This is a genomic window from Mycobacterium parmense, assembly GCF_010730575.1.
GTDB lineage: Bacteria > Actinomycetota > Actinomycetes > Mycobacteriales > Mycobacteriaceae > Mycobacterium > Mycobacterium parmense.
Map to the genome: position 1 here is coordinate 449,254 of NZ_AP022614.1, position 21,326 is coordinate 470,579.

Here is a 21,326-nt window from a genome sequence, read left to right on the forward strand (position 1 = left end):
GGCTCAGCCCCTGGCGTCACAGATGGTCAGGCCCACCCCGACGCGGTGGCTGACCTGGACGCCGCCGACGCTGAGCGAACATGTGACGTTGTTGCCGAAGTTGACCACCGTGACGTTAGCCGGATGCAGGGCCGACTGCGCCAGACTCACCTCTTTGGTCCACGGCAGCGCGACGTTGAACTCGGTCTGGATGACGTCGCCCGTGGCGATGTAGACGATGCTGAGCGCGCGGCCTTCGCCGGTGACGTTGTAGACGATGTCCTGCATCGGGCCGGGCCTGGTCGTCCGCGTGGGCGGTTGCAGGCCGCCGGTCGGTGGGACCGGAGCCGGGATGGGCGCGGGCGTCAGGCGTGCCGACGGTGGCGGGACGGCGGGGCTGGACTCGGGCATGGGGGGCAGCGGCGGCACCGCCGTCTGCGTGCGGATGGCGTCGTTCGCGAGAATCAGCGCGATGACCAGGGAGACGACCAGCAGCAAGGCCGTGCCGGCCCCGATCCACAGCCAGCGCGGAACCTTGGGACCCGGGGGGCGGGGTGGCCCCGGCGGGGGCCCGCCCGACGGTGGGGGGTCCTGCCGCCAGTGGGCCGGCAGCTGCGTGGTGGGGTTGGTCGCGTTGGTCGACGGCGCCCACGGGGGCGCCTGTCCGCCGTAGCTGGGTGCGTAGGGCCCCGGTTGGGCATACGCCGGGTCGGCGTCCTGCGGGTACCACGGTTCCTGCGACCAGGACCCCAACGCGGGATAACTGAACCGCTCGGTTGGACGTGAATCGTTCATGTCCACCTCATGGCTTGCAGGGTACCCGGACCGGGCGTCGGCGCGGTGACTTACGGATCGGCCGGATCCTCAGCGGCTTTGCTTGCCGGCTTCGAGCGCGGCGACGGTCATCGCCCGCATGACGGCGCGGGATCGCCCCGAACGGCCGGGCTTGCCGCGCGAGTTGTCGGGCGATTTCATGCTGTGCGGCGTGGAGTTCAGCAGGCCGAACACCGCGTGCGCCGTCAGCCGCGCGTCGGCCTCCGCCATGTCGGGGTTGACCTCCCGCAGCACGCTCACCCAGACCTCGACGTATTGCCGCTGTGCCTTGCGTACCTGCCGCTCGGCGGCCTGAGGCAGATGGGCCAGGTCCCTGTCCTGGATGCGGATCAGGTCGGGTTCGCCCAGGGCGAAGTCGAGGTGAAAGTCGATGAGGCCGTCGAGCGCGGCCGCCGCATCCGAGTTGCGGGCCCGCACGTCCCTCGCTCCGGCGAGCAATCGGGCGCTGATGCCGACCAGCAACTCGACCAGCAGCGACTCCTTGTTGGGGAAATGCCGGTAGATGGCCGGACCGCTGACGCCGGCCGCGGCGCCGATGTCCTCCAGCCGGACCGCGAGGAAACCTCGCTGGGCGAACAGCCGCTCGGCGGCCGCCAGCAGCTGCAGGCGCCGGTCGGACTTCAACTGGCTGCGGCGATTTGGGGCGTCGGCTTGGCCCTCGGAGGGGGAACCCGTCACGGCGACCTCCGTCACTTGAGTTAATCGCCACTAACGTAGCACGGAGTCGCGCGGTATGGCCTTGTCTTCGGGGCCGTCCTAGACGCGGCGGTGTCCGCGGTGGTATTCTCCTCCGGTTAATTCTCATTAACTGACTTTCGAGGCTCGACCCCGAGGAGGCCGCGGTGAGCTCGCCTGTGTCGACCGCGCCGACGTTCGCCGACGAGCACCGGCGGTTGGTCGGGGAATTGAACGACAAGCTTGCGGCCGCGGCGTTGGGCGGCAACCCGCGCGCGCGGGAACGCCACGTCAGCCGTGGCAAGTTGCTGCCCCGCGAACGCGTAGACCGCCTGCTCGACCCCGGCAGCCCGTTCCTGGAACTGTCGCCGCTGGCCGCCGACGGCATGTACGGCGACGAGTCGCCGGGGGCCGGGATCATCACCGGGATCGGTCGGGTGTCGCAGCGCGAGTGCGTCATCGTCGCCAACGACGCGACGGTCAAGGGCGGGACGTATTACCCGATGACGGTCAAGAAGCACCTGCGCGCGCAGGAGGTCGCGCTGCACAACCGGCTGCCCTGCATCTACCTGGTGGACTCCGGGGGCGCCTTCCTGCCGCGCCAGGACGAGGTGTTTCCCGACCGCGAGCATTTCGGCCGCATCTTCTTCAACCAGGCGACCATGAGCGCCAAGGCGATTCCTCAGATAGCGGCCGTACTCGGCTCGTGCACGGCGGGCGGAGCCTACGTGCCCGCCATGAGCGACGAGGCCGTCATCGTCCGCGAGCAGGGCACGATTTTTCTCGGCGGCCCGCCGTTGGTCAAGGCGGCCACCGGCGAGGTCGTCTCGGCCGAGGACCTCGGCGGCGGCGACCTGCACTCGCGCGTCTCGGGCGTGACCGACCATCTGGCCGACGACGACGAGCATGCGCTGCGGATCGTCCGCGCCATTGCGGCGACCTTCGGCCCGCGCGAGCCCAGCCCGTGGGAGGTACGGCCCACGGTCGAGCCGAAATGTCCGCAGACCGAGCTCTACGACGTCGTGCCGCCGGACCCGCGGGTGCCCTACGACGTGCACGAGGTCATCGTGCGAATGGTCGACGGCGGCGAATTCAGCGAATTCAAAGCCAATTACGGCAAGACGTTGGTGACCGGCTTCGCGCGCATCCACGGCCACCCGATCGGGATCATCGCGAACAACGGTGTGCTCTTCAGCGAATCGGCATTGAAGGGAGCACATTTCATCGAGTTGTGCGACAGGCGCAACATTGCGCTGCTGTTCCTGCAGAACATCGCCGGCTTCATGGTGGGTCGTGACTACGAGGCCGGCGGCATCGCCAAGCACGGCGCCAAGATGGTGACCGCGGTGGCCTGCGCACGGGTGCCCAAGCTGACCGTCGTGATCGGCGGATCCTATGGGGCGGGCAACTATTCGATGTGCGGCCGGGCGTACTCGCCGCGCTTTTTGTGGATGTGGCCCAACGCGCGGATCTCGGTGATGGGCGGCGAGCAGGCGGCGTCGGTGCTGGCCACCGTGCGCGGTGAGCAGCTCGCGGCCTCGGGAACCCCGTGGTCGGCCGACGAAGAGGAGGCGTTCAAGGCACCCATCCGGGCGCAGTACGAGGACCAGGGCAACCCGTATTACTCGACAGCGCGTCTATGGGACGACGGCATCATCGATCCCGCCGACACCAGAACCGTTGTCGGGCTTGCCCTCTCGGTGTGCGCGCAGGCGCCCCTGCAGCCCGTCTCCTACGGCGTCTTCCGGATGTGATGGCCATGTTCGACACCGTCTTGGTGGCCAATCGCGGCGAGATCGCGGTTCGTGTCATGCGGACATTGCGCCGGCTCGGCATCCGGTCGGTCGCCGTCTACAGCGACCCCGACGCCGGCGCACGGCACGTGCTCGAGGCCGACATGGCCATCCGGCTGGGGCCCGCCGCCGCCCGCGAGAGCTACCTCGACATCGCCAAGGTGCTCGACGCGGCGGCGCGGACGGGGGCCCAGGCGATCCACCCGGGCTACGGGTTCCTCTCCGAGAACGCCGAATTCGCCGCCGCCTGCGAGCGTGCCGGGGTGGTGTTCGTGGGACCGCCGGCCCGGGCGATCCAGGTGATGGGCGACAAGATCACCGCCAAGAACGCGGTCGGCGCGTTCGACGTGCCGGTGGTCCCCGGCATCGCCGAGTCGGGGCTGACCGACGACGACCTCGTCACCGCGGCCGACGACGTGGGGTACCCGGTGCTGATCAAACCGTCGGCGGGCGGCGGCGGAAAGGGCATGCGGCTGGTCGACGACCCGGCGCGGCTGCGCGACGCGCTGCAGGGCGCCCGCCGCGAGGCCGCATCCTCGTTCGGCGACGACACACTTTTTCTCGAGCGGTTTGTGTTGCGGCCCAGGCACATCGAGGTTCAGGTTCTCGCCGACACGCACGGCGGCGTGCTGCACCTCGGCGAGCGGGAATGCAGCCTGCAGCGCCGCCACCAGAAGGTGATCGAGGAGGCCCCCTCGCCGCTGCTCGATTCCGCGACCCGCGCCCGAATCGGTGCGGCGGCGTGCAACACCGCCAGAAGCGTCGACTACGTCGGCGCGGGCACGGTGGAGTTCATCGTGTCCGCCGACCACCCGGACGAGTTCTTCTTCATGGAGATGAACACCCGGCTTCAGGTGGAACATCCGGTCACCGAGGCGGTCACGGGCCTCGACCTGGTGGAGTGGCAGCTGCGGGTGGCGGCGGGCGAGAAGCTGCCCTTCGCCCAGGACGGCATCGAGTTGCGCGGCCACGCGATCGAGGCGCGGGTCTACGCCGAGGATCCCGCGCGCGGATTCCTGCCCACCGGCGGGCGGGTGCTGCGCGTGTTCGAGCCGTCGGGTGACGGGGTGCGCGTGGACTCTTCGCTGCTGGCCGGCACCGTGGTCGGCAGCGATTACGACCCGATGCTGAGCAAGGTCATCGCCTACGGCGCGGACCGCGGCGAGGCGCTGGTGCGGCTCGACCGGGCACTCGCGGAGACCGTGGTGCTGGGCGTCCAGACCAACATCGAGTTCCTGCGGTTCCTGCTGGCCGACGACCGGGTGCGTGCCGGTGACCTGGACACCGCACTGCTGGACGCCCGGGCGGCGGAGTTCACGCCGGCGCCGGTGCCCGACGACGTGCTCGCCGCGGGCGGGCTCTACCGCCAGTGCGCCATAGCGTCTCGCGCGCAGGGCAACCCGTGGGCGGCACCCACCGGCTGGCGGGTCGGCGCCGTGGCGGCGCCGGTGCGCACCGCGATGCAGACCTCGCAGCGCAGCGAGACCGTCTCGGTGTGGGGCGCGCCCGAGGCCGCCCGGGTGCAGGTCGGCGACGGTGAAGCCTGTTCGGCGACAGCGCGAGTCGACGATGCCCGGCTGAGTGTGACGCTGGACGGCCTGCGCCGCGACTATCGCTGGGCCGAGGACGACGGGCATCTGTGGATCGCCGACGAGCGCGGCGCCTGGCACCTGCGCGAGGCCGAGGAGCACAAGATCCACCGCGCCGTCGGAGCACGCCGGGCCGAGATCGTCAGCCCGATGCCCGGCAATGTGATCGCCGTCCAGGTCGACTCCGGCGCCGAGGTGAACGAGGGAGACGTCGTGGTGATCGTGGAGGCCATGAAGATGGAACACTCGCTGGCCGCGCCCGCTGCGGGACAAGTAGAGGTGCTGGTATCCGTCGGCGATCAGGTGAAAGTCGATCAGGTGCTGGCACAGATCAAGGATCAAACATGACAACGCTGTCCAAAGAGTACGAAGATCTTCGCGCCACGGTCGCCGAGTTCGCGCGCACCGTGGTCGCGCCGGTGTCGGCCAAACACGATGAGGAGCACAGCTTCCCGTACGAGGTCGTCGCGCAGATGGGTGAGATGGGGCTGTTCGGCCTGCCGTTCCCCGAGGAGTACGGCGGCATGGGCGGCGACTACTTCGCGCTGTCGCTGGCACTCGAGGAGCTCGGCAAGGTCGACCAGTCCGTCGCGATCACGCTCGAGGCCGGAGCGAGCCTCGGCGCGATGCCCATCTACCGGTTCGGCACCGAAGAGCAGAAGCAGAAATGGCTGCCGGACCTGACGGCCGGCCGGGCGCTCGCGGGATTCGGGCTCACCGAGCCGGGCGCCGGCTCGGACGCCGGCAGCACCCGAACCACGGCCAAGCTCGACAACGGCGACTGGGTGATCAACGGCAACAAGCAGTTCATCACCAACTCGGGCACCGACATCACCTCGCTGGTCACCGTCACCGCCGTCACCGGCGCCGGCGCCGACGGCAAGAAGGAGATCTCCACGATCGTGGTGCCCAGCGGCACACCGGGATTCACGGTCGAACCGGTCTACAACAAGGTCGGCTGGAACGCCTCGGACACCCACCCGCTGAGCTTCGACGACGCCCGGGTTCCGGAGGAGAACCTGTTGGGTGCCCGCGGGACCGGGTATGCGAACTTCCTGTCCATCCTGGACGAGGGGCGCATCGCGATCGCCGCGCTGTCGACCGGGGCCGCACAGGGCTGCGTCGACGAAAGCGTCAAGTACGCCACGCAGCGTCAGTCGTTCGGTCAGCCGATCGGCTCCTACCAGGCGATCAGCTTCAAGATCGCACGCATGGAGGCGCGCGCGCACGTCGCGCGCACCGCCTATTACGACGCCGCCGCAAAGATGCTGGCGGGCAAGCCTTTCAAGAAGGAGGCGGCGATCGCCAAGATGATCGCATCCGAGGCGGCGATGGACAACGCCCGCGACGCCACCCAGATCCACGGCGGCTACGGCTTCATGAACGAGTATCCGGTCGCGCGGCATTACCGCGACAGCAAGATCCTCGAGATCGGGGAGGGCACCACCGAGGTGCAGCTCATGCTCATCGCGCGATCGCTGGGACTTCGATGACGGGCGAGTCGATTGTGCAGCGGGGCCTGTGGTTCGAGGAATTCGAGATCGGCACCACGTATCTGCACCGTCCCGGCCGCACCGTGACCGAAGCCGACAACGTCTTGTTCACCACGCTGACGATGAACACCCAGTCGCTGCACCTCGACGCCGCCTGGGCGGCCGAGCAGCCCGGATTCCGGGGCGAGCGGCTGGTGAACTCCATGTTCACCCTCTCGACCCTGGTCGGGTTGTCGGTGTCGCAGCTGACGCTGGGCACCATCGTGGCCAACCTGGGCTTCTCTGAAGTGTCGTTCCCCAAACCCGTTTTCCACGGCGACACCCTGTACGCGGAGACGGTATGCACCGCCAAGCGCGAGTCGAAGAGCAGGCCGGGCGAAGGCATCGTCACCCTCGAGCACACCGGGCGCAATCAGCACGGCGACGTCGTCGCCCGTGCGGTGCGGACCACGCTGGTGCAGAAGCGTCCCGGACACGAGGGGCCCCGATGAACCTGCGTGCCGTCGGCCCGGGGTGGCTGTTCTGCCCGGCCGACCGTCCCGAGCGGTTCGCCAAGGCCGCCGCCGCGGCCGACGTGGTGATCCTCGACCTTGAGGACGGCGTGGCCCAGGCGGACAAACCCGCCGCCCGTAAGGCGTTGCGGGACAACCCGCTCGACCCCGCGCGCACCGTGGTTCGCCTCAACGCGACGGACACCGGCGAACTGCCGCTCGACATCGAGGCCCTCGCGGACACCGCGTACACGACGGTGATGCTGTCCAAGACGGAGTCGGCGGCGCACGTGACGGCGCTGTCGCCCCGCGACGTCATCGCGCTGATCGAGACCCCGCGCGGCGCGGTCTTCCTCAACGAGATCGCCGCCGCTCAGAACACCGTCGCCCTGATGTGGGGCGCCGAGGACCTGGTGGCCGCGCTCGGCGGGAGCTCCAGCCGGCGGCCCGACGGCACCTATCGGGACTTCGCCCGCCACGTACGGTCGGCGACCCTGCTGGCGGCGTCGGCGTTCGACCGGATCGCGCTGGACGCGGTGCACTTGAACATCCGCGACCTCGAGGGGTTGCGGGCCGAGGCCGACGACGCCGTGGCGGTCGGTTTCGACGGCACGGTCTGCATCCACCCGACCCAGGTCGCCGTCGTGCGCGAGGCGTATCGCCCCGGCGCGGACGAGCTGGATTGGGCACGGCGGGTACTCGCGGCCGCCAAGACCGAGCGGGGGGTGTTCGCGTTCGAAGGGCAGATGGTCGACTCGCCGGTGCTCAAGCACGCCGCGATCATGTTGCGGCGTGCGGGTGAGGCGCCGCCCGCCTGAGCCCCACGCGCCGAACGTGGTCGCCGCGTACCTTGGCCGTCGGAATTCGTGCACCGCGCCCACACTCGGCCGGCAACCGCCGGCTACCGGCGTGCTGTAAGGTAAGGCGAGCTAACTATTTGGTGCATCGTCGCGCCGCCGCCTCCGACGACCCCGTGGAGTTCGATGAACAACAGTTATTTCCCCGTGGTCGTCGCGGTGGTCATGCTCGCCCTCGGGCTGACGCTGACCGTCGACGACTTCCGCCGGGCGGCCACGCTGCGGCGGCCCCTGGCCGTCGCGCTGCTCTGCCAGGCCGTGCTGTTGCCCATCTGCTGTCTGCTGATCGCCGAGGCCTTCCACTTGCCGCCGCCGCTGGCGGTCGGGCTGATGCTCATGGCCGCCACCCCGGGCGGGACGATGGCGAACATACTCAGTCACCTCGTCAATGGGGACCTCGCGATAAACCTCACGCTGACCGCCATCAATGCGGTGTTGTCGATCGTCTCCATACCGGCGATCCTGGCGATCTCGATGACCTGGTTCCTCGGGGAAGGGCGCTTCATTCCGCTGCAGGTCGACAAGTTCGCCGGCGTGTTCGGTCTGGTGCTGATCCCCACGGCGATCGGCATCGCCGTGCGCCATCGCTTCCCGGAGTCGGCCGCGCGGCTGCAAAGGCCGGTCCGCGTCATCGCTCTGGCCCTGCTGGTGCTCGCGATCGTTGCCGCCATCGCCGGCGGAAAGTCCACCCTGTACGCCAACTTCGGTGTGCTGGCCGGCGCCGTCGTGAGCTTCTGTGCCGTCGCCCTGACGGTCGGCTACCTGGCGGCCAGGACGATGCGGCTCGGTCCGCCGCAGGCCATCGCCGTCAGCCTGGAGATCGGAATGCACAACGCCGTGGTCGCCATGGGAATCGCGCTGAGCCCGCAACTGCTCAACAGCGCCGAAATGGCCACCCCCGCAGCGGTCTACGGGGGGCTCGCACCGCTGGTCGCCCTGGCGTTCGTCTTCGGCGTGCGTCGCATCGACCCCGCGCACCGGCGGATGCCACGCCGGGAAGCCGCCGTGGACGAAGCCCCCGCCTAGCGGCGCTGCGCCGCAGCCAATCTGCTTGCGAACTCCGGTGATTGGATCGAGTGGGCCTGTGGCCCCAGCTCGGTGCGCATGGCGAAGTCGTGTTGCTCGTCGTCCCGAGATCCCGGGCTGACGGTGGCGCGCATCGTGGCCTTGGTCGCCAGCACCACCTCGCGAGGAGCCGCCGCCGGCCCTGCGGCCAGTTGCAACGCCGCGGCGACCGGATCGTCGGCGACCTCGAGCGCCAAGCCGTGGCGCACGGCAGCTTCGGCGTCGAAGCGCATGCCGAACAGCAGTGCCGCGCGGGCCGCCTGCGGACCAACCGCCCGCTGCAGCATCCAGGTGGCGCCCCCGCCGGGGTGCAGTCCCAGCTTCTGGAAGCGTGCATCGAACAGCGCGGCCGGCCCCGCGATGCGCACGTCGGCGGCCAGCGCCAGATTCAGGCCCGCCCCGACGGCGGCGCCGTTGACCGCGGCGATGGTCGGCAGGCGGCAGCTCCCGAGCGCCATGAAGCCGTCGTACAGTCGCTGCAGCCCCGTCGCCGCCGCCCCGCTGCCCGCGTCGCCCAACGCGCCGAGGTCAGCGCCCGCGCAGAACGCCTTCCCCGCGCCGGTGACCACCACCGCGTGCACATCAGAGTTCGCCTCGGCCTCTTCGACGGCGGCGCGCAGCAGCGCCGACATCTCGGCGGTAACCGCGTTGCGCCGCTCGGGGTCGTTGACAGTGATGAGCGCGACGTGGTTGTCGACTGTCTGCAGGACGAGTTCGGAGCGGGACATCGGGAACCTCCGCGTTTCCAGAGTCACTGGCGGTTACGGCGGCAACGGTACGCGGCGCCCGCGGGCCCGATGTCGGGGCACGGGTCGCCGCGTCAAGCCGATTGCCGTGGAGCCGCGGCGGCGGGTTGGCCCGCGCGCCGGGCGGCCGCCTCGTCACTGCGGACAATGAATCGGCGAAGCAAGGCGACTGCTGCCGCGATGGACACGACGAGAAGCGTCGGGCCGACCGCGACGATGAGGATCTGCGAGATGTCCACCGGCAGCGTGAAGATCCAGAACAGCGCGACGAAAGGGAAAAGACCGCAGAGGATTCCGAGCCGCACGCACAGCCTGGTGTGCAGGCCGTGCCATTCTCGAATGTCCTGCTGCGTCCAGCCTCGGCCGGGCAAAGCCCCATCGGCGAGGCTGGGGATCATCGCGCCGGTGAGCTTCTTGGACGTCGGCCGGCGCACCAGCCCGCTGATCGCGGTGGAGTAGACGAACAGCGACGCGGGGATGAGCTCGAGGGCCTGAACCAGGCGGGGGTTCTTCGTGACGAGCGCGATGGCCAGCGAACACGCCGCGCCGACGATCATCAATCCGTTGACGGGCTCGAACTTGCGCTTGCGCAGCATATTGAAGACGCCTTGCGCCGTACCGGTGGCGATCGCGCCGACCAGTGCCAAATACGGCGGCACGCCGAACAAGCGGAGCCCGTAATAGCCGACAATCGGCGGTACGGAGTTGATCAGCGTGTAGTTGACATATTCGCGCATGCTCCGGGGAGCGTCGATGCTGGTTTCCCCGGTTGCCGCGGGCTCGTCGTCGGGGGCTGCGCTGTGCTGGGGCATGAACTGAGCTTAGCCTAGGCTAATTTTGAAATGAGCGCCGGCCGTTGCGAAGCGCACGTTGCCGAGGCCGCGAGCTGAGCGGCTACACGACGGGGTTGCGGGCCGCCGAAAAGCGTTCGAGCTGCATGGGCGGTCCGCCCGCGGGCGGCGGTGGGACGACGCTGGCTACCCCGTCCATCACCGTGACAACTGTCGAGGTGTGCCGTTCGAAATTCAGGGTGCCGTGCTGGAAGTTCTGCACGACCCATTCCGGCTCGTCGATCTCGGCGCTGGTCGGCAGGCCCAGCGGGCCGCGCTCGTAGCGCAGCGTGGCCCAGGCTTCGTAGATCCGCCCGGTGAGCGGTTGGGCGCCGGTGGCCGGTGACCAGTAGATCGCGCCGTTGGCGAACACGACGTAGCGGATGGAGTCACCGCTGGGCGCCTCGGGCGACGTGGGTGCGCCGAGCGGGCCCGACGCGCCCCCCATCGCCTGCCAGCGGTCGTAGATCGCTCCGCCCTGCAGTGACGGCGCGAAATCCCTTGTGCTGGGCGGTTGCTTGAACTGGGCGGCGATGTCGCGGATCTGGTCCATGAATGCATACCCGGCGTTGCCGGGGCAGGCCGTATCGCCGACGTCACGATGGGCGAAGATGCTCGGCAAGGTCGGGGTGGCTCCTTGCGGAAAACGGGTGTTGGGGCCGCCGGCGGAAGTCAGAGCGACGGTGCCCCTGGGGTTCACCATGTCCATCGCGAGCCGCCATCCCAGCAACTCGCCGACCGCCCGCAACTGGTCCGGGGTGGGGGGCGCCTGGCTGTAGTCACCGATCATGCACACCGCCCAGGTGTTGGCGTTGAAGCCGCCGGTGTGGACGCCCTCGACGGGGTTGGTGATGCCACCGAACCTGCCCTCGAAGACCTGGCCGTACTTGTCCACCAACGCGTTGTAACCGATGTCGCCCCAACCCTCGGTCACGGCGTGGTACTCGTAGATCGAGCGCACGATGGCCGCCGAGTCTGACGGCGCGTAGTTGTTGCCGGTCGCGGAGTGGTGCACGATTCCGGCCCTGACTCCGCTGTCGCAGCGCGGCAAGGCGCGCCGCAGCGACTCATTGGCGCCCCACCTGGCGCGGCTGATGATCTCGACCGGCTGGCTCGCCGCCATCGCCGCCGCCGATACGTTGGGATCCGCGGGTGCCGGTGCCGGCCCTAAGAGCACATCGGCGGCCATCCCCAAGCCGAGGGCAACCGGTGCGGCCGCAACATATTTCAGCACAGCACGCCGGGAGGCCCGAGGTGGCGCTCCGCAGCCGCAGCGATGTTGCACCGCGACACGGTAACCCGTGTCCGGCCGAATGAAGAGTCGCCGCGCCGTTACCGAAAAGAATGGAGCTCGTGGCCATTTCGATTCCGGAACCTCCGGTACGTCCTGTGTGGACCGCCACCGCGGCCAAACCGGCTTGCAGCGCCCTCGCTGAAGCCGGGGATCGGTCCGCGGATCGACTTCGCAGAGGCGGCGCCCGCGGTCCACGCACCGCATCGTTTTCAACCGTTTTCCCGGTCGGGGACACGGACGGCCGCACTGCGCCGGCGGCGACTCGCGGCCCGCGACGGCCCGCCCTGACCGGGACACATCCAAAGCATCTGTCAGACAGCGCAATTCGGCCTTACGACTAGAGAACACGTGATCGGCGGTGGCCTGACCTGCTAAAGCCAGACCACCCGGGGCTATTTCTGCCGTGCCCACCCAGAACATCAGACCGTTGCGTTATCCCAGAAGTGGGTAAACAACGCGGTAACGCGGGCCGCACGGGTCTGGCGTGAGGTCACTGATCGAAAGGCGGCATCAGATGGTTCGTCATGAAGGGGGCCGGTGGGACGTCGGTATCGAGAGCGACGCGGTCCACGTGGAGCGCATCTCCGAGAGCGACGAGCGCTTGTTCGACGATTCGCTGGCACCGCAGGAGGCTCGCCAACTCGCCGGGCTCCTGACGAAATTCGCGGACAAGCTCGACGAGTCCCTCGACGCCAAGGGATCCGAGGACAACTCCGACGGGTCTGAGGATGCCGAAAAGTCCGACGACGCCGAGGACTCCAAGGATTCCGAAAAGTCCGAGGATGCCAAGGACTCCAAAGACGGCGAGGACTCCGACAAGTCCCCCGACAGCTAGGCGCGTCAGCGAGAGACCCGGCGGTCGGCGCCGTCCCCGTGTCCCGGGCTGCCGATCGTCGGCGAGTCGCTGATCGTCTGTCAAGTCATACCGAACGAATGGAACACGCCGGTGCCGGCGCCGCGACGCGTATCGGGTCCGTCGTCTATGTTGGAAGAAGAAGCCGTCGCCTCTCTCGCTGAGGCATTGGGCGACCACGTCAACGAAACGCGCGAATGCGCAGACCTATCGATGGAGCCCACGGATCTGTGAATCCCGTAAGTCAATGGGCCCGAAGGAACCGCTGACCGGCTGACCCGCGTTGAGCCGTCGAGGGAAGCGCTGACCCGCCGATGAGTCACCTGCCCGATGGCGCATGAACGCGCGGTCCCGACAGAGCTGTACGAAGGGGAGAAAACCCATGGCCATCACCGACGTTCCGGCCTTCGCCCACTTAACCGAAGCCGACATCGAGAGCCTGGCTTTCGAGCTGGACGCGATTCGCCAGCACGTCGAGGAATCACTCGGCGAGCGTGACGCCCGCTACATCCGCCGTACCATCGCCGCACAACGTGCCCTCGACATCGCCGGCCGGCTCCTGCTGGCCGGAAGCTCGAAACGGTCGACGTGGTGGGCCGGAACCGTGACCCTTGGCGTGGCAAAGATCATCGAAAATATGGAGATCGGCCACAACGTCATGCACGGCCAGTGGAACTGGATGAACGACCCCGAGATCCACTCCTCGACGTGGGAGTGGGACATGAGTGCGGCGTCCAAACACTGGATTGCCGCCCACAACTTCCAGCATCACAAGTACACCAACATCCTCGATATGGACGACGACGTCGGCTACTTCATCCTGCGAGTCACCCGTGATCAGCCGTGGGCGGGCTACAACGCCGCCAACCTGCTGTTCAACGCGATCCTCGCGCTCGGGTTCGAGTGGGGCATCGGCTTGCAGACCGTCGACCTCGAGAAGGCGGTCAAGGCCGGCCCTGAGCGCGACATCAACCGGCAGCGCACCCGTGAATTCTCCGTGAAGGCCGGCCGGCAGCTGTTCAAGGACTACGTCGCGTTCCCGGCGCTGACCGCGCTGTCGCCCGGCGCGACGTACACGTCGACGCTGAAGGCCAACGTCGTCGCCAACGCGATCCGCAACGTGTGGGCCAACGCGGTGATCTTCTGCGGGCATTTCCCCGACGGCGCAGAGAAATTCACGAAGACCGACATGGTCGGCGAGACCAAGGGCCAGTGGTACCTGCGTCAGATGCTGGGCAGCGCCAACTTCGAGGCCGGCCCCGCGCTGCGGTTCATGAGCGGCAACCTCTGCCACCAGATCGAACACCACCTGTTTCCCGATCTGCCGAGCAACCGGCTGCACGAGGTTTCGGGGCGGGTGCGAGCGCTGTGCGACAAGTACGACTTGCCCTACACCACAGGCTCTTTCCTGATGCAGTACGGCAAGACGTGGCGCACCATCGCCAAGTTGTCGTTGCCGAACAAATACCTGCGCGACACCCCTGACAACGCGCCGGAAACCCGCAGCGAGCTCATGTTCACCGAACTGGGGTCGGGATTTGCTGAGACCGACCCGACGACCGGGCGGCGCCGCGGGCTCAAAACGGCGATCGGCACCGTCCGGCAGTGGCGCCGCGCCGGAGGCCAGAGCCGGCCGAGGCCGCGAATCAAGACGGGGCGTCGGGGATAGTTCGCCGACCGGCCGCCCCGCTGAGCGACCGCCAAACAAAGCCTTCCTTCCGAATGCTCGCGGGATGTACGTTCCTCCTGTGGGGCGTCTCGACGAGGGGAAGCGATGAACTTTTCGGTATGGCCGCCTGAAGTCAATTCGGTTCTGCTGCTCGACGGTCCGGGTTCGGAGCCGATGCTGGCCGCGGCGGCGGCATGGGAGCGGATAAGCACTGAACTGAGCTCGACGGCGAGCGCCTTCAGTTCGGTCACCGCAGACCTGGCGGGCCAGGCCTGGCAAGGGCCGGCGTCGGCGTCCATGACGTCCGCGGCCGCAGGGTACGCCGACTGGCTGGGGGAGGCCGCCGCGCAAGCCGGGCAGTCGGCGGTCCAGGCCCGCGCGGCGGCCACCGCGTTCGAGTCGGCGCTGGCGACGATCGTCGACCCGAACCTGGTGACGGCCAATCGCGACCGGCTGGTGGCGCTTGTGCGATCCGACCTCTTCGGTCAGAACGCCCAGGCGATCGCCGCCGCCGAAGCCGAATACGAGCAGATGTGGGCGCAGGACGTCGTCGCGATGAGCGGGTATCACGCCAGCGCGTCGGCCACCGTCGCACAACTGGGCCAGTGGGAGCAGGCGCTGCAGAGCAGCGTCGGAACCGTCGAACTCGGCATTCAGCAGGCCGCCGGGATAATCACCGGCGGATACACCCGGGTGACCGACACCATCCTCAACGGCATCTTCGGACTTCGAGCCGATGCGCCGTTCGCCGCCACCCAGGCGGGCACCTTCACCGGCACCCCGTCGGTGTTCACCAGGGTCGAAGAGGCCGTGCTGTTCCCGGTCAAGCCGTTCCTGAGCTTCTCCGGAATCGACAGCCTGGCAGGCAGCCCGAGTTCCCCGATCTTCTCGCTCTTCAACGGCAACAACCGGCTACTCGGGATTTTCATCGGCAACACGCCACCCCAGTTGTTGCCGGCACTGCTCGGAGAAACGATCCAGCACACCACCTACAACGGGATGCCCGTCGTCCAGATCACTCCCGCCCACCCGACCGGCAACTACGTCGTCGCCATTCACGGAGGCGCGTTCATCTTCGCGCCCTCGATCTTCCACTGGCTCGACTACACGGTGATGGCCTACCAGACCGGCGCGACCATCGAAGTGCCGATCTACCCGCTGCTGCAGCAGGGAGGCACCGCGGGCACCGTGGTGCCCCAGATGGCCGGGTTCATCTCCTCGGAGATCGCCGCTCAAGGGGCCGCCCACGTCAGCGTGATCGGTGACTCCGCGGGCGGCAACCTCGCGCTGGCGGCCACCGAATACATGGTCGCCAACGGTGAACCCGTGCCTTCGTCCATGGTTCTGCTTTCCCCGTGGCTGAACCTGGCGATGACCAACCCGAACATCGCCTACGTCCAAGACCCCCTGCTGCCTGTGGGTCCAGGGCAAGTGATCGGCAGGCTGTGGGCCGGCGGGCTTCCCGTGAGCAACTACATGGTGAGCCCGCTCAACGGGTCGCTCAGCGGACTCCCGCAGACCACCGTCTACTCCGGCAACCTGGATTCGCTATCGCCCGACGTGCTTGTGCTACAGCAGGAAGCCGCGACCGCCGGGGCCAACTTCAACTTCGTCCTGGGCAACGGCGAGATTCACGACTGGATCATCCTCACCCCCGATGGCCCCCAATACTGGCCGCAGATCGACCAGGAGCTCGGAATCTGACCGGGTGGCCGCGACGATTGCCATCACCGGGTTTCTCGACGACGCAAATCATCGGTGGCCGCGCGGTGCAGAAAGCCGGCGAATGCCGACGCGGTGTCGATGTCCGCCATGCCGTCCATGAACAAGAACTGTCCCTGGGGATTGACCTCGAGGAAGACGGGCTCGTCACCGGCGAGCTTGAGGTCGAAGACGCCCATTCGAAGATTCAAGATCGCGAGCACCGTCTGCATCCGCTTGACCGTCGCGGCATCGATTTCGAGGGGTTGCGCTTCGAGGTCCAGATTAGGCCGCCAGTCCAGCTGATCGGACCTGACGGCGATCGCGTGGACGTCGTCGCCGGCGCACAGGACACGAAGATGGCGGTCGCCCGGAATGAGTTCTTGAAACATAGTGGGACACAGGCGGATCGCTGCGTCCTCTTCCACATGGTGGTCTTCGACTCGAATCGTGAGCAGTGGCTGGCGTGGGTCGAAAGTCAGGGCCTTCATGACGACCGCCCCGTTGCCCAGCTCGCGACAGAAGCGTCGAATCGCCTCTGGGTCCTGCGAAACAAGAGTGCGTGGCACCCTCATCCCTGCTCTGATCGCCGCGCGAAGCTGCACCAACTTGTTCTCGGCGCGCTTGCTCGATGACGGCTCGCTGATCCATGTTCCGCCGAAGGACGTTTCGAGTATGCCCAACAGCGCCGCCGCGCTGCTTCTGTCGATGAAGTTCCGCTGGTGGCGATCGCCGACGTTGAGACCCCACTGAGGCATGTTCGTGCGCCGAAACCACAGTGCATTGGGTCAAGTCCAGGGACGTGGTGTACGACGTCGTTGTGTGATTCTTCGTCGTGATGTGTCAGGCGGTCAGCGCCGCCGGGGTGTCCTCCTGTTCTGTTGGGGTGTCGTTGACCGCGCGTGATTTGCTCAGCACGTCGAGGCCGAGGTAGCGCCGGGACTCGGCCCATTCGTCGTGTTGTTCGGCCAGCACGGCGCCGACGAGACGAATGAGGGCGTTGCGGTCGGGGAAGATCCCGACGACGTCGGTGCGTCGGCGGATCTCCTTGTTGAGCCGCTCCTGGGGGTTGTTGGACCAGATCTGCCGCCAGATCTGTTTGGGGAACGCCGTGAACGCAAGCAGGTCCGCTCGCGCGGCCTCAAGGTGTTCAGCTGTCTTAGGCAGCTTTCCATCTAACGCGTCAATCACCCGATCATATTGGGCGGCAACGGAGTCCGCGTCGGGCTGATCGAACACCGAGTGCAGCAGGGTCTTGACCCACGGCCAGGACGCCTTGGGTGTGACGGCCATGAGATTGGTCGTGTAGTGGGTGCGGCAGCGCTGCCACGATGCGCCCGGCAGGGTCGCGCCGATCGCGGCGACCAGTCCGGCATGCGCGTCGGAAGTCACCAGCTTCACGCCTGAGAGGCCGCGGGCTGTCAGCGAGCGCAGGAACGTCAGCCAGCCAGCACCGTCCTCGGCTGTGGTGACATCGACCCCGAGGATCTCGCGGTAACCGTCGGCGTTCACCCCGACGGCGATCAAGGCGTGCACGTTGACCACCCGCCCACCTTCGCGAACCTTGAGCACCAGGGCATCGGCGGCCATGAAGGTGTACGGACCGGCATCCAACGGGCGGGTCCGGAAGGCTTCGACGGCCGCGTCGAGCTCCGTGGCCATCACCGACACCTGCGACTTCGACAACGACGTGATTCCCAGAGTCTCGACGAGCTTGTCCATCCGCCGCGTCGACACCCCCAGCAGGTAGCAGGTGGCCACCACGGTGGTCAGGGCCCGTTCGGCGCGTTTACGGCGTTCCAGCAGCCAATCCGGGAAGTACGAGCCATGGCGCAGCTTGGGGATCGCCAGGTCCAAACTGCCTGCACGCGTGTCGAACTGGCGGTGACGATAGCCGTTGCGCTGATTGGTGCGCTCGGAACTGCGCTGCCCGTAGCCGGCGCCGCACAGCGCGTCTGCTTCGGCGCCCATCAGGGTGTGGATGAACGTGGCCAGCAGCTCACGCAACACATCCGGGCTGGTGGTGGTGAGTCGATCAGCCAGCACGGCGGGCCAGTCGATATCGTGGGCAGTGGTCATCGCGTCGATTCCTTTGCTCGAGTGACTTTGGTCGGTCTCTCGAAGAATCACGCGATGACCTTCATTCATTCGGCTACGACACGCCGGACATCCTGATCAGGCCCGACTCGTACACCACTCTGCTGGACGCAACTGTGCATTGACGTCGGCAAGCTTGACGGTGCCGTCATCGGCTGTGGGGAGCTCAGTCGCCGGCTCGGCATCTGACCGCCATGTCACACCCGGCCCGGAGACGGTCATCGTGTTTGTTTCGACGATGACGCACGTCCCGTTGGTCAGGTCGTGGTAGCGCCGTTGGATCACCAAAGCGTGAAGATCGTTCGCGGATGTGACGATGAGGACAACTGGTCGTTGTGATTGATCGATCACCTGGATGATTGCGCAGCCCGTGGGGACGGTGCTTAAACGTCCACGTCCACGATGTCCCAATCGCAGTCGTCATCCCCGGCGCCCGGCGAGATCGACGTCGTTTCGACGCCAGTAGGGACGTCGGGCGACTTCTTCCGGATTTCTGCGAACTTGCCGATTCCTACAAGATTTTTCATGTTCTCTTCCCACTCGACCAGCTTCTGGCCCTTCGCGACGACGAATTTCGTGGGTTGAAACATGAAAATCAGCGGAACGCCGGTGATCTCTTCTTCGGTCTCGGTATCGTCGGCCACCGCGCACTCCCTTTGACGAAGCCTGCTTCCGTGTGCGCTCATCATTGCGCAGATAAAACGACTTCCGCAACGCCAACACGGGCCACGTGATCCGTTGCTTCCCGGACGCCGCCCAGACCGGTGCGGCTTCTTTGTCGCCGGGTTTGCCCTGATAAGACTGGACAAATGGCCCGCGACGGTTCGCATAGACCGCCGAGGAGGTGACGGCGTTGTCCTCGGTTACGCGCATCGTCAGCAACGCGATGAGAGCGCGGGATCACCCCACCTAAACCAGCCAGGCGCACCCCAACCTCGCCTCGCGGCCGTGGGCGCCATCTGGATGGCAACGAACAGCGTTACCGCGCGGTGCTTCGTGAATGCGCTATCGCGTGTGCTAGCGCCTTTAGCAAAGACGTTCGGGTCGCGCCGTAGTTCGGAAAGGTCTCAGGTGGCGCGGAGCTCCGCGGCCGGGAGGGCGAACCGACCGCCACAACTTTCGAACGTCAGCCCACCTGACACGGACAGAGTGCCCCCGGCACGACTCGAACGTGCGACCTAGGGGTTCTTGATAGTGCGCCATCAGCGTCTCGAACCCTCGGGACCCGCTGATTAAGAGTCAGCGGCTTCGAGCGGCGACTGATTGCTGCACGTGGATACGTGCAGCGCCAGAGCGCAGCGAATGGGGTCGTTCGTTCATATTGTTTTGTGGATTGGCTACCCTGCGCTTGACCAGCTCGAACACCAGCCGCCGCGGCCCCCAATACGGACGCGAGCGGCGCAACTCCACCACCGCCGCTTCCACCTCAGCCCGCATCTGATGCGGACACCGGGCCGGCCGATGCGACCGATCCACCAGCCCGTCTAAACCCTCGGCCCCATAGCGGGGCCAACCACCGGTGCAGCGTCTGACGCGCCACCCCCGGTCTTTGCGGCCGCCTGCGACACCGACAACCCATCACCAATCACCGCCAACAAGGCCTGATACCGCTGCTCAGCCACGCTCAACTCCCTCATCTAGGGAGTGTCAAGGATCAACCGAAACCGCTGTAAAGGATCAGCCGAAACACTGTCAGGCATCACCCGGAACTGAAATGTCAAGCATCAGCCGACGTCATACACACGGACAGAGTGCCCCCGGCACGACTCGAACGTGCGACCTAGGGATTAGAAGGCCCTTGCTCTATCCACCTGAGCTACGGAGGCAATGCGCTGGTCAGTCTATCGAACCGCTCCGGGGCGGCGGATTCGTGCGACGCGACGCGCACGAAAAGTGTTTGCACAGCTTAAAAATCGGCTATGGTAAGCAACCTCGACACACGTACAACAGAATCGGCTGTACATTGGCCGTTAACCGCAACGATGCGTGTGCATAACGTCGAGGGGTGACGTTGCTATGAGCGTGGCCATGAACGTGACTGCGCGGTGCTCGCGGGCGGGTGCTCAGGCGCTGAGGCTGACGGTCGATGCCCGCAACACCTGCAGAGCGGGCGCCCTGCTGCTGCGCGGCTCGCCGTTCGCGGCGGGTTGGTTCGCCGGCTGGCTGATGACCGAATTCCCGCCGCACGTGGTGACCGGCCACGCGCTGTCACGGTTATCGCACCCGTCGATCGGCCGGGTCGCCAGTACGTGGGCGGGCCAGAAGGCGGACGAGGCCCTCAGCGCCGCGCTGGAGGAGTCCCTCGGCCCGGACTTCCGCGACCACGTGTGCCATCCCGAACGCGTCCACGCGGCGTCCGCAGCCCGGGCCAACCGCCGGCAGCGGTCCGGGCCGCACCGTCGGTACGCGGGGGAGACGTCGGACATCTCCTACGGCCCCGGCGGCCGCGACAACCTGCTCGACATCTGGCGGCGCCACGACCTGGCCCCGGGCTGCCGCGCGCCGGTGCTGATTCAGGTCCCGGGCGGGGCGTGGGCGGTCGGGGACAAGCGAGTGCAGGCCTACACGCTGATGAGCCGGATGGCCGAGCTGGGCTGGATCTGCGTCTCGATCAACTACTGCAAGAGCCCGCGCCGAACCTTTCCGGCGCACCTCGTCGACGTGAAGAGGGCGATCGCGTGGGTCCGGGAGAACATCGCCGACTACGGCGGCGACCCCGACTTCATCGCGATCACCGGTGGGTCGGCCGGCGCGCATCTGGCGTCGTTGGCCGCACTCACGCCGAACGACCCCAAGTTTCAGCCCGGGTTCGAACACGCCGACACGACGGTTCAGGCGGCGGCGCTGTATTACGGCGTCTACGACTTCACCGACTTCGACAACATGAACGACCTGATGCTGCCCTTCCTGGAACAGTTCGTCATCAAGGCCCGCTACGCCGATGATCCCGAGCGATTCCGGGCGGCGTCGCCGATCTCCTATGTGCACAGCGAAGCCCCGCCTTTCCTCGTGCTGCACGGCGAGAAGGACGAACTGGTGCCCAGCGGGCAGTCGCGGGAGTTCTGCGCGGCGCTGCGCGCGGCGGGTGCGCCGACGGTGGGATACGCCGAGCTTGCCAACGCGCATCACGCTTTCGACATCACCCCCACGGTGCGGTCGCGTCTGGCCGCGGATGCGGTCGCCGATTTCATGGGCGTCGCCTACGGGCGCCGCGTCAGCTCGCTGCTCGATTCGTTGCCGCTGTCGGCAACTTCCGCCGGCTGAGTCACTCCTTTCACCCGCGCGGCTACGCGACTAGCGTTGTGTGTGGTCCGCGGGTCCAAGGCAGGGAGGCTTGATCGACGGTGACAAGGTTGGCGC

At 67.2% G+C, this 21,326-nt stretch carries 18 protein-coding genes, 1 tRNA gene and 2 pseudogenes; 10 read left to right on the forward strand and 11 right to left on the reverse strand.

Annotated features, from left to right (window positions below; translation table 11 throughout):
- Positions 1–3: 3 nt before the first annotated feature.
- Both G6N48_RS02045 and G6N48_RS02050 read right to left on the reverse strand, forming a co-directional pair.
- Positions 4–780 carry a hypothetical protein gene (locus G6N48_RS02045; RefSeq protein ID WP_085268850.1) on the reverse strand — a complete coding sequence of 259 codons (777 nt, stop codon included), beginning with the start codon at positions 778–780 and terminating at the stop codon, positions 4–6.
- A 63-nt stretch (positions 781–843) separates the two neighbouring features.
- Complete coding sequence (locus G6N48_RS02050) at positions 844–1,491, reverse strand: SACE_7040 family transcriptional regulator (RefSeq protein ID WP_085269021.1); 648 nt, start codon at positions 1,489–1,491, stop codon at positions 844–846.
- 164 nt (positions 1,492–1,655) lie between these two features.
- Between G6N48_RS02050 and G6N48_RS02055 the strand changes: the two genes are divergently transcribed.
- The 6 genes from G6N48_RS02055 to G6N48_RS02080 all read left to right on the forward strand — a co-directional run bounded on the left by G6N48_RS02055 (position 1,656) and on the right by G6N48_RS02080 (position 8,737).
- On the forward strand, positions 1,656–3,242 hold the full coding sequence (locus G6N48_RS02055; protein WP_085268849.1) for a carboxyl transferase domain-containing protein: 1,587 nt from the start codon (positions 1,656–1,658) through the stop codon (positions 3,240–3,242).
- Positions 3,243–3,247: 5 nt separating this feature from the next.
- A complete protein-coding gene (locus G6N48_RS02060) occupies positions 3,248–5,218 on the forward strand; it encodes an acetyl/propionyl/methylcrotonyl-CoA carboxylase subunit alpha (RefSeq protein ID WP_085269020.1) in 1,971 nt (656 codons plus the stop codon).
- Entirely contained in the window at positions 5,215–6,363 is a 1,149-nt protein-coding gene (locus G6N48_RS02065) for an acyl-CoA dehydrogenase family protein (RefSeq protein ID WP_085268848.1), read from the forward strand. The genes G6N48_RS02060 and G6N48_RS02065 overlap by 4 nt, the downstream gene beginning before the upstream one ends.
- Positions 6,360–6,854, forward strand: a complete 495-nt coding sequence (locus G6N48_RS02070; RefSeq protein ID WP_085268847.1) for a MaoC family dehydratase — start codon at positions 6,360–6,362, stop codon at positions 6,852–6,854. The genes G6N48_RS02065 and G6N48_RS02070 overlap by 4 nt, the downstream gene beginning before the upstream one ends.
- Positions 6,851–7,672: an HpcH/HpaI aldolase/citrate lyase family protein gene (locus tag G6N48_RS02075; protein WP_085268846.1), complete on the forward strand. Its 822-nt coding sequence runs from the start codon at positions 6,851–6,853 to the stop codon at positions 7,670–7,672. The genes G6N48_RS02070 and G6N48_RS02075 overlap by 4 nt, the downstream gene beginning before the upstream one ends.
- Before the next feature lie 165 nt (positions 7,673–7,837).
- On the forward strand, positions 7,838–8,737 hold the full coding sequence (locus tag G6N48_RS02080) for a bile acid:sodium symporter family protein (RefSeq protein WP_085268845.1): 900 nt from the start codon (positions 7,838–7,840) through the stop codon (positions 8,735–8,737).
- Here G6N48_RS02080 and G6N48_RS02085 read toward each other — a convergent pair.
- The 3 genes and pseudogenes from G6N48_RS02085 to G6N48_RS02095 form a co-directional block, all read right to left on the reverse strand.
- Positions 8,734–9,504, reverse strand: coding sequence for an enoyl-CoA hydratase (locus G6N48_RS02085; RefSeq protein ID WP_085268844.1), 771 nt, complete (start codon positions 9,502–9,504; stop codon positions 8,734–8,736). The genes G6N48_RS02080 and G6N48_RS02085 overlap by 4 nt on opposite strands.
- Positions 9,505–9,596: 92 nt before the next feature.
- The gene (locus G6N48_RS02090; RefSeq protein WP_085268843.1) at positions 9,597–10,334 is read right to left on the reverse strand and encodes a VC0807 family protein; all 738 of its coding nucleotides are present in this window, start codon (positions 10,332–10,334) and stop codon (positions 9,597–9,599) included.
- Positions 10,335–10,416: 82 nt separating this feature from the next.
- A pseudogene (locus G6N48_RS02095) lies at positions 10,417–11,529 on the reverse strand (N-acetylmuramoyl-L-alanine amidase); the annotation flags it as partial.
- A 631-nt stretch (positions 11,530–12,160) separates the two neighbouring features.
- Here G6N48_RS02095 and G6N48_RS02100 point away from each other — a divergent pair.
- The 3 genes from G6N48_RS02100 to lipY all read left to right on the forward strand — a co-directional run bounded on the left by G6N48_RS02100 (position 12,161) and on the right by lipY (position 15,872).
- Positions 12,161–12,481 (forward strand): hypothetical protein, encoded by a 321-nt coding sequence (locus G6N48_RS02100; RefSeq protein ID WP_085268841.1) that lies wholly within the window; start codon positions 12,161–12,163, stop codon positions 12,479–12,481.
- Between the two features lie 400 nt (positions 12,482–12,881).
- On the forward strand, positions 12,882–14,168 hold the full coding sequence (locus G6N48_RS02105; protein WP_085268840.1) for a fatty acid desaturase family protein: 1,287 nt from the start codon (positions 12,882–12,884) through the stop codon (positions 14,166–14,168).
- 105 nt (positions 14,169–14,273) lie between these two features.
- On the forward strand, positions 14,274–15,872 hold the full coding sequence (gene lipY, locus G6N48_RS02110; RefSeq protein ID WP_085268839.1) for a triacylglycerol lipase LipY: 1,599 nt from the start codon (positions 14,274–14,276) through the stop codon (positions 15,870–15,872).
- Positions 15,873–15,895: 23 nt separating this feature from the next.
- On the opposite strand, the gene G6N48_RS28030 is transcribed toward lipY, so the two are convergent.
- The 6 genes and pseudogenes from G6N48_RS28030 to G6N48_RS02140 form a co-directional block, all read right to left on the reverse strand.
- Positions 15,896–16,360 (reverse strand): ATP-grasp domain-containing protein, encoded by a 465-nt coding sequence (locus G6N48_RS28030; protein WP_232066515.1) that lies wholly within the window; start codon positions 16,358–16,360, stop codon positions 15,896–15,898.
- A 352-nt stretch (positions 16,361–16,712) separates the two neighbouring features.
- Positions 16,713–17,948 carry an IS256 family transposase gene (locus G6N48_RS02120; RefSeq protein WP_085272091.1) on the reverse strand — a complete coding sequence of 412 codons (1,236 nt, stop codon included), beginning with the start codon at positions 17,946–17,948 and terminating at the stop codon, positions 16,713–16,715.
- A gap of 96 nt (positions 17,949–18,044) precedes the next feature.
- Positions 18,045–18,317 carry a hypothetical protein gene (locus tag G6N48_RS02125; RefSeq protein WP_139825973.1) on the reverse strand — a complete coding sequence of 91 codons (273 nt, stop codon included), beginning with the start codon at positions 18,315–18,317 and terminating at the stop codon, positions 18,045–18,047.
- A 32-nt stretch (positions 18,318–18,349) separates the two neighbouring features.
- The gene (locus tag G6N48_RS02130; RefSeq protein WP_085271277.1) at positions 18,350–18,610 is read right to left on the reverse strand and encodes a hypothetical protein; all 261 of its coding nucleotides are present in this window, start codon (positions 18,608–18,610) and stop codon (positions 18,350–18,352) included.
- A gap of 694 nt (positions 18,611–19,304) precedes the next feature.
- Positions 19,305–19,603: pseudogene (locus tag G6N48_RS02135) on the reverse strand (helix-turn-helix domain-containing protein); the annotation flags it as partial.
- Between the two features lie 115 nt (positions 19,604–19,718).
- A tRNA-Arg gene (locus G6N48_RS02140) sits at positions 19,719–19,792 on the reverse strand.
- 190 nt (positions 19,793–19,982) lie between these two features.
- Between G6N48_RS02140 and lipQ the strand changes: the two genes are divergently transcribed.
- Positions 19,983–21,230 (forward strand): esterase LipQ, encoded by a 1,248-nt coding sequence (gene lipQ, locus G6N48_RS02145; protein WP_085271276.1) that lies wholly within the window; start codon positions 19,983–19,985, stop codon positions 21,228–21,230.
- Positions 21,231–21,326: the final 96 nt, after the last annotated feature.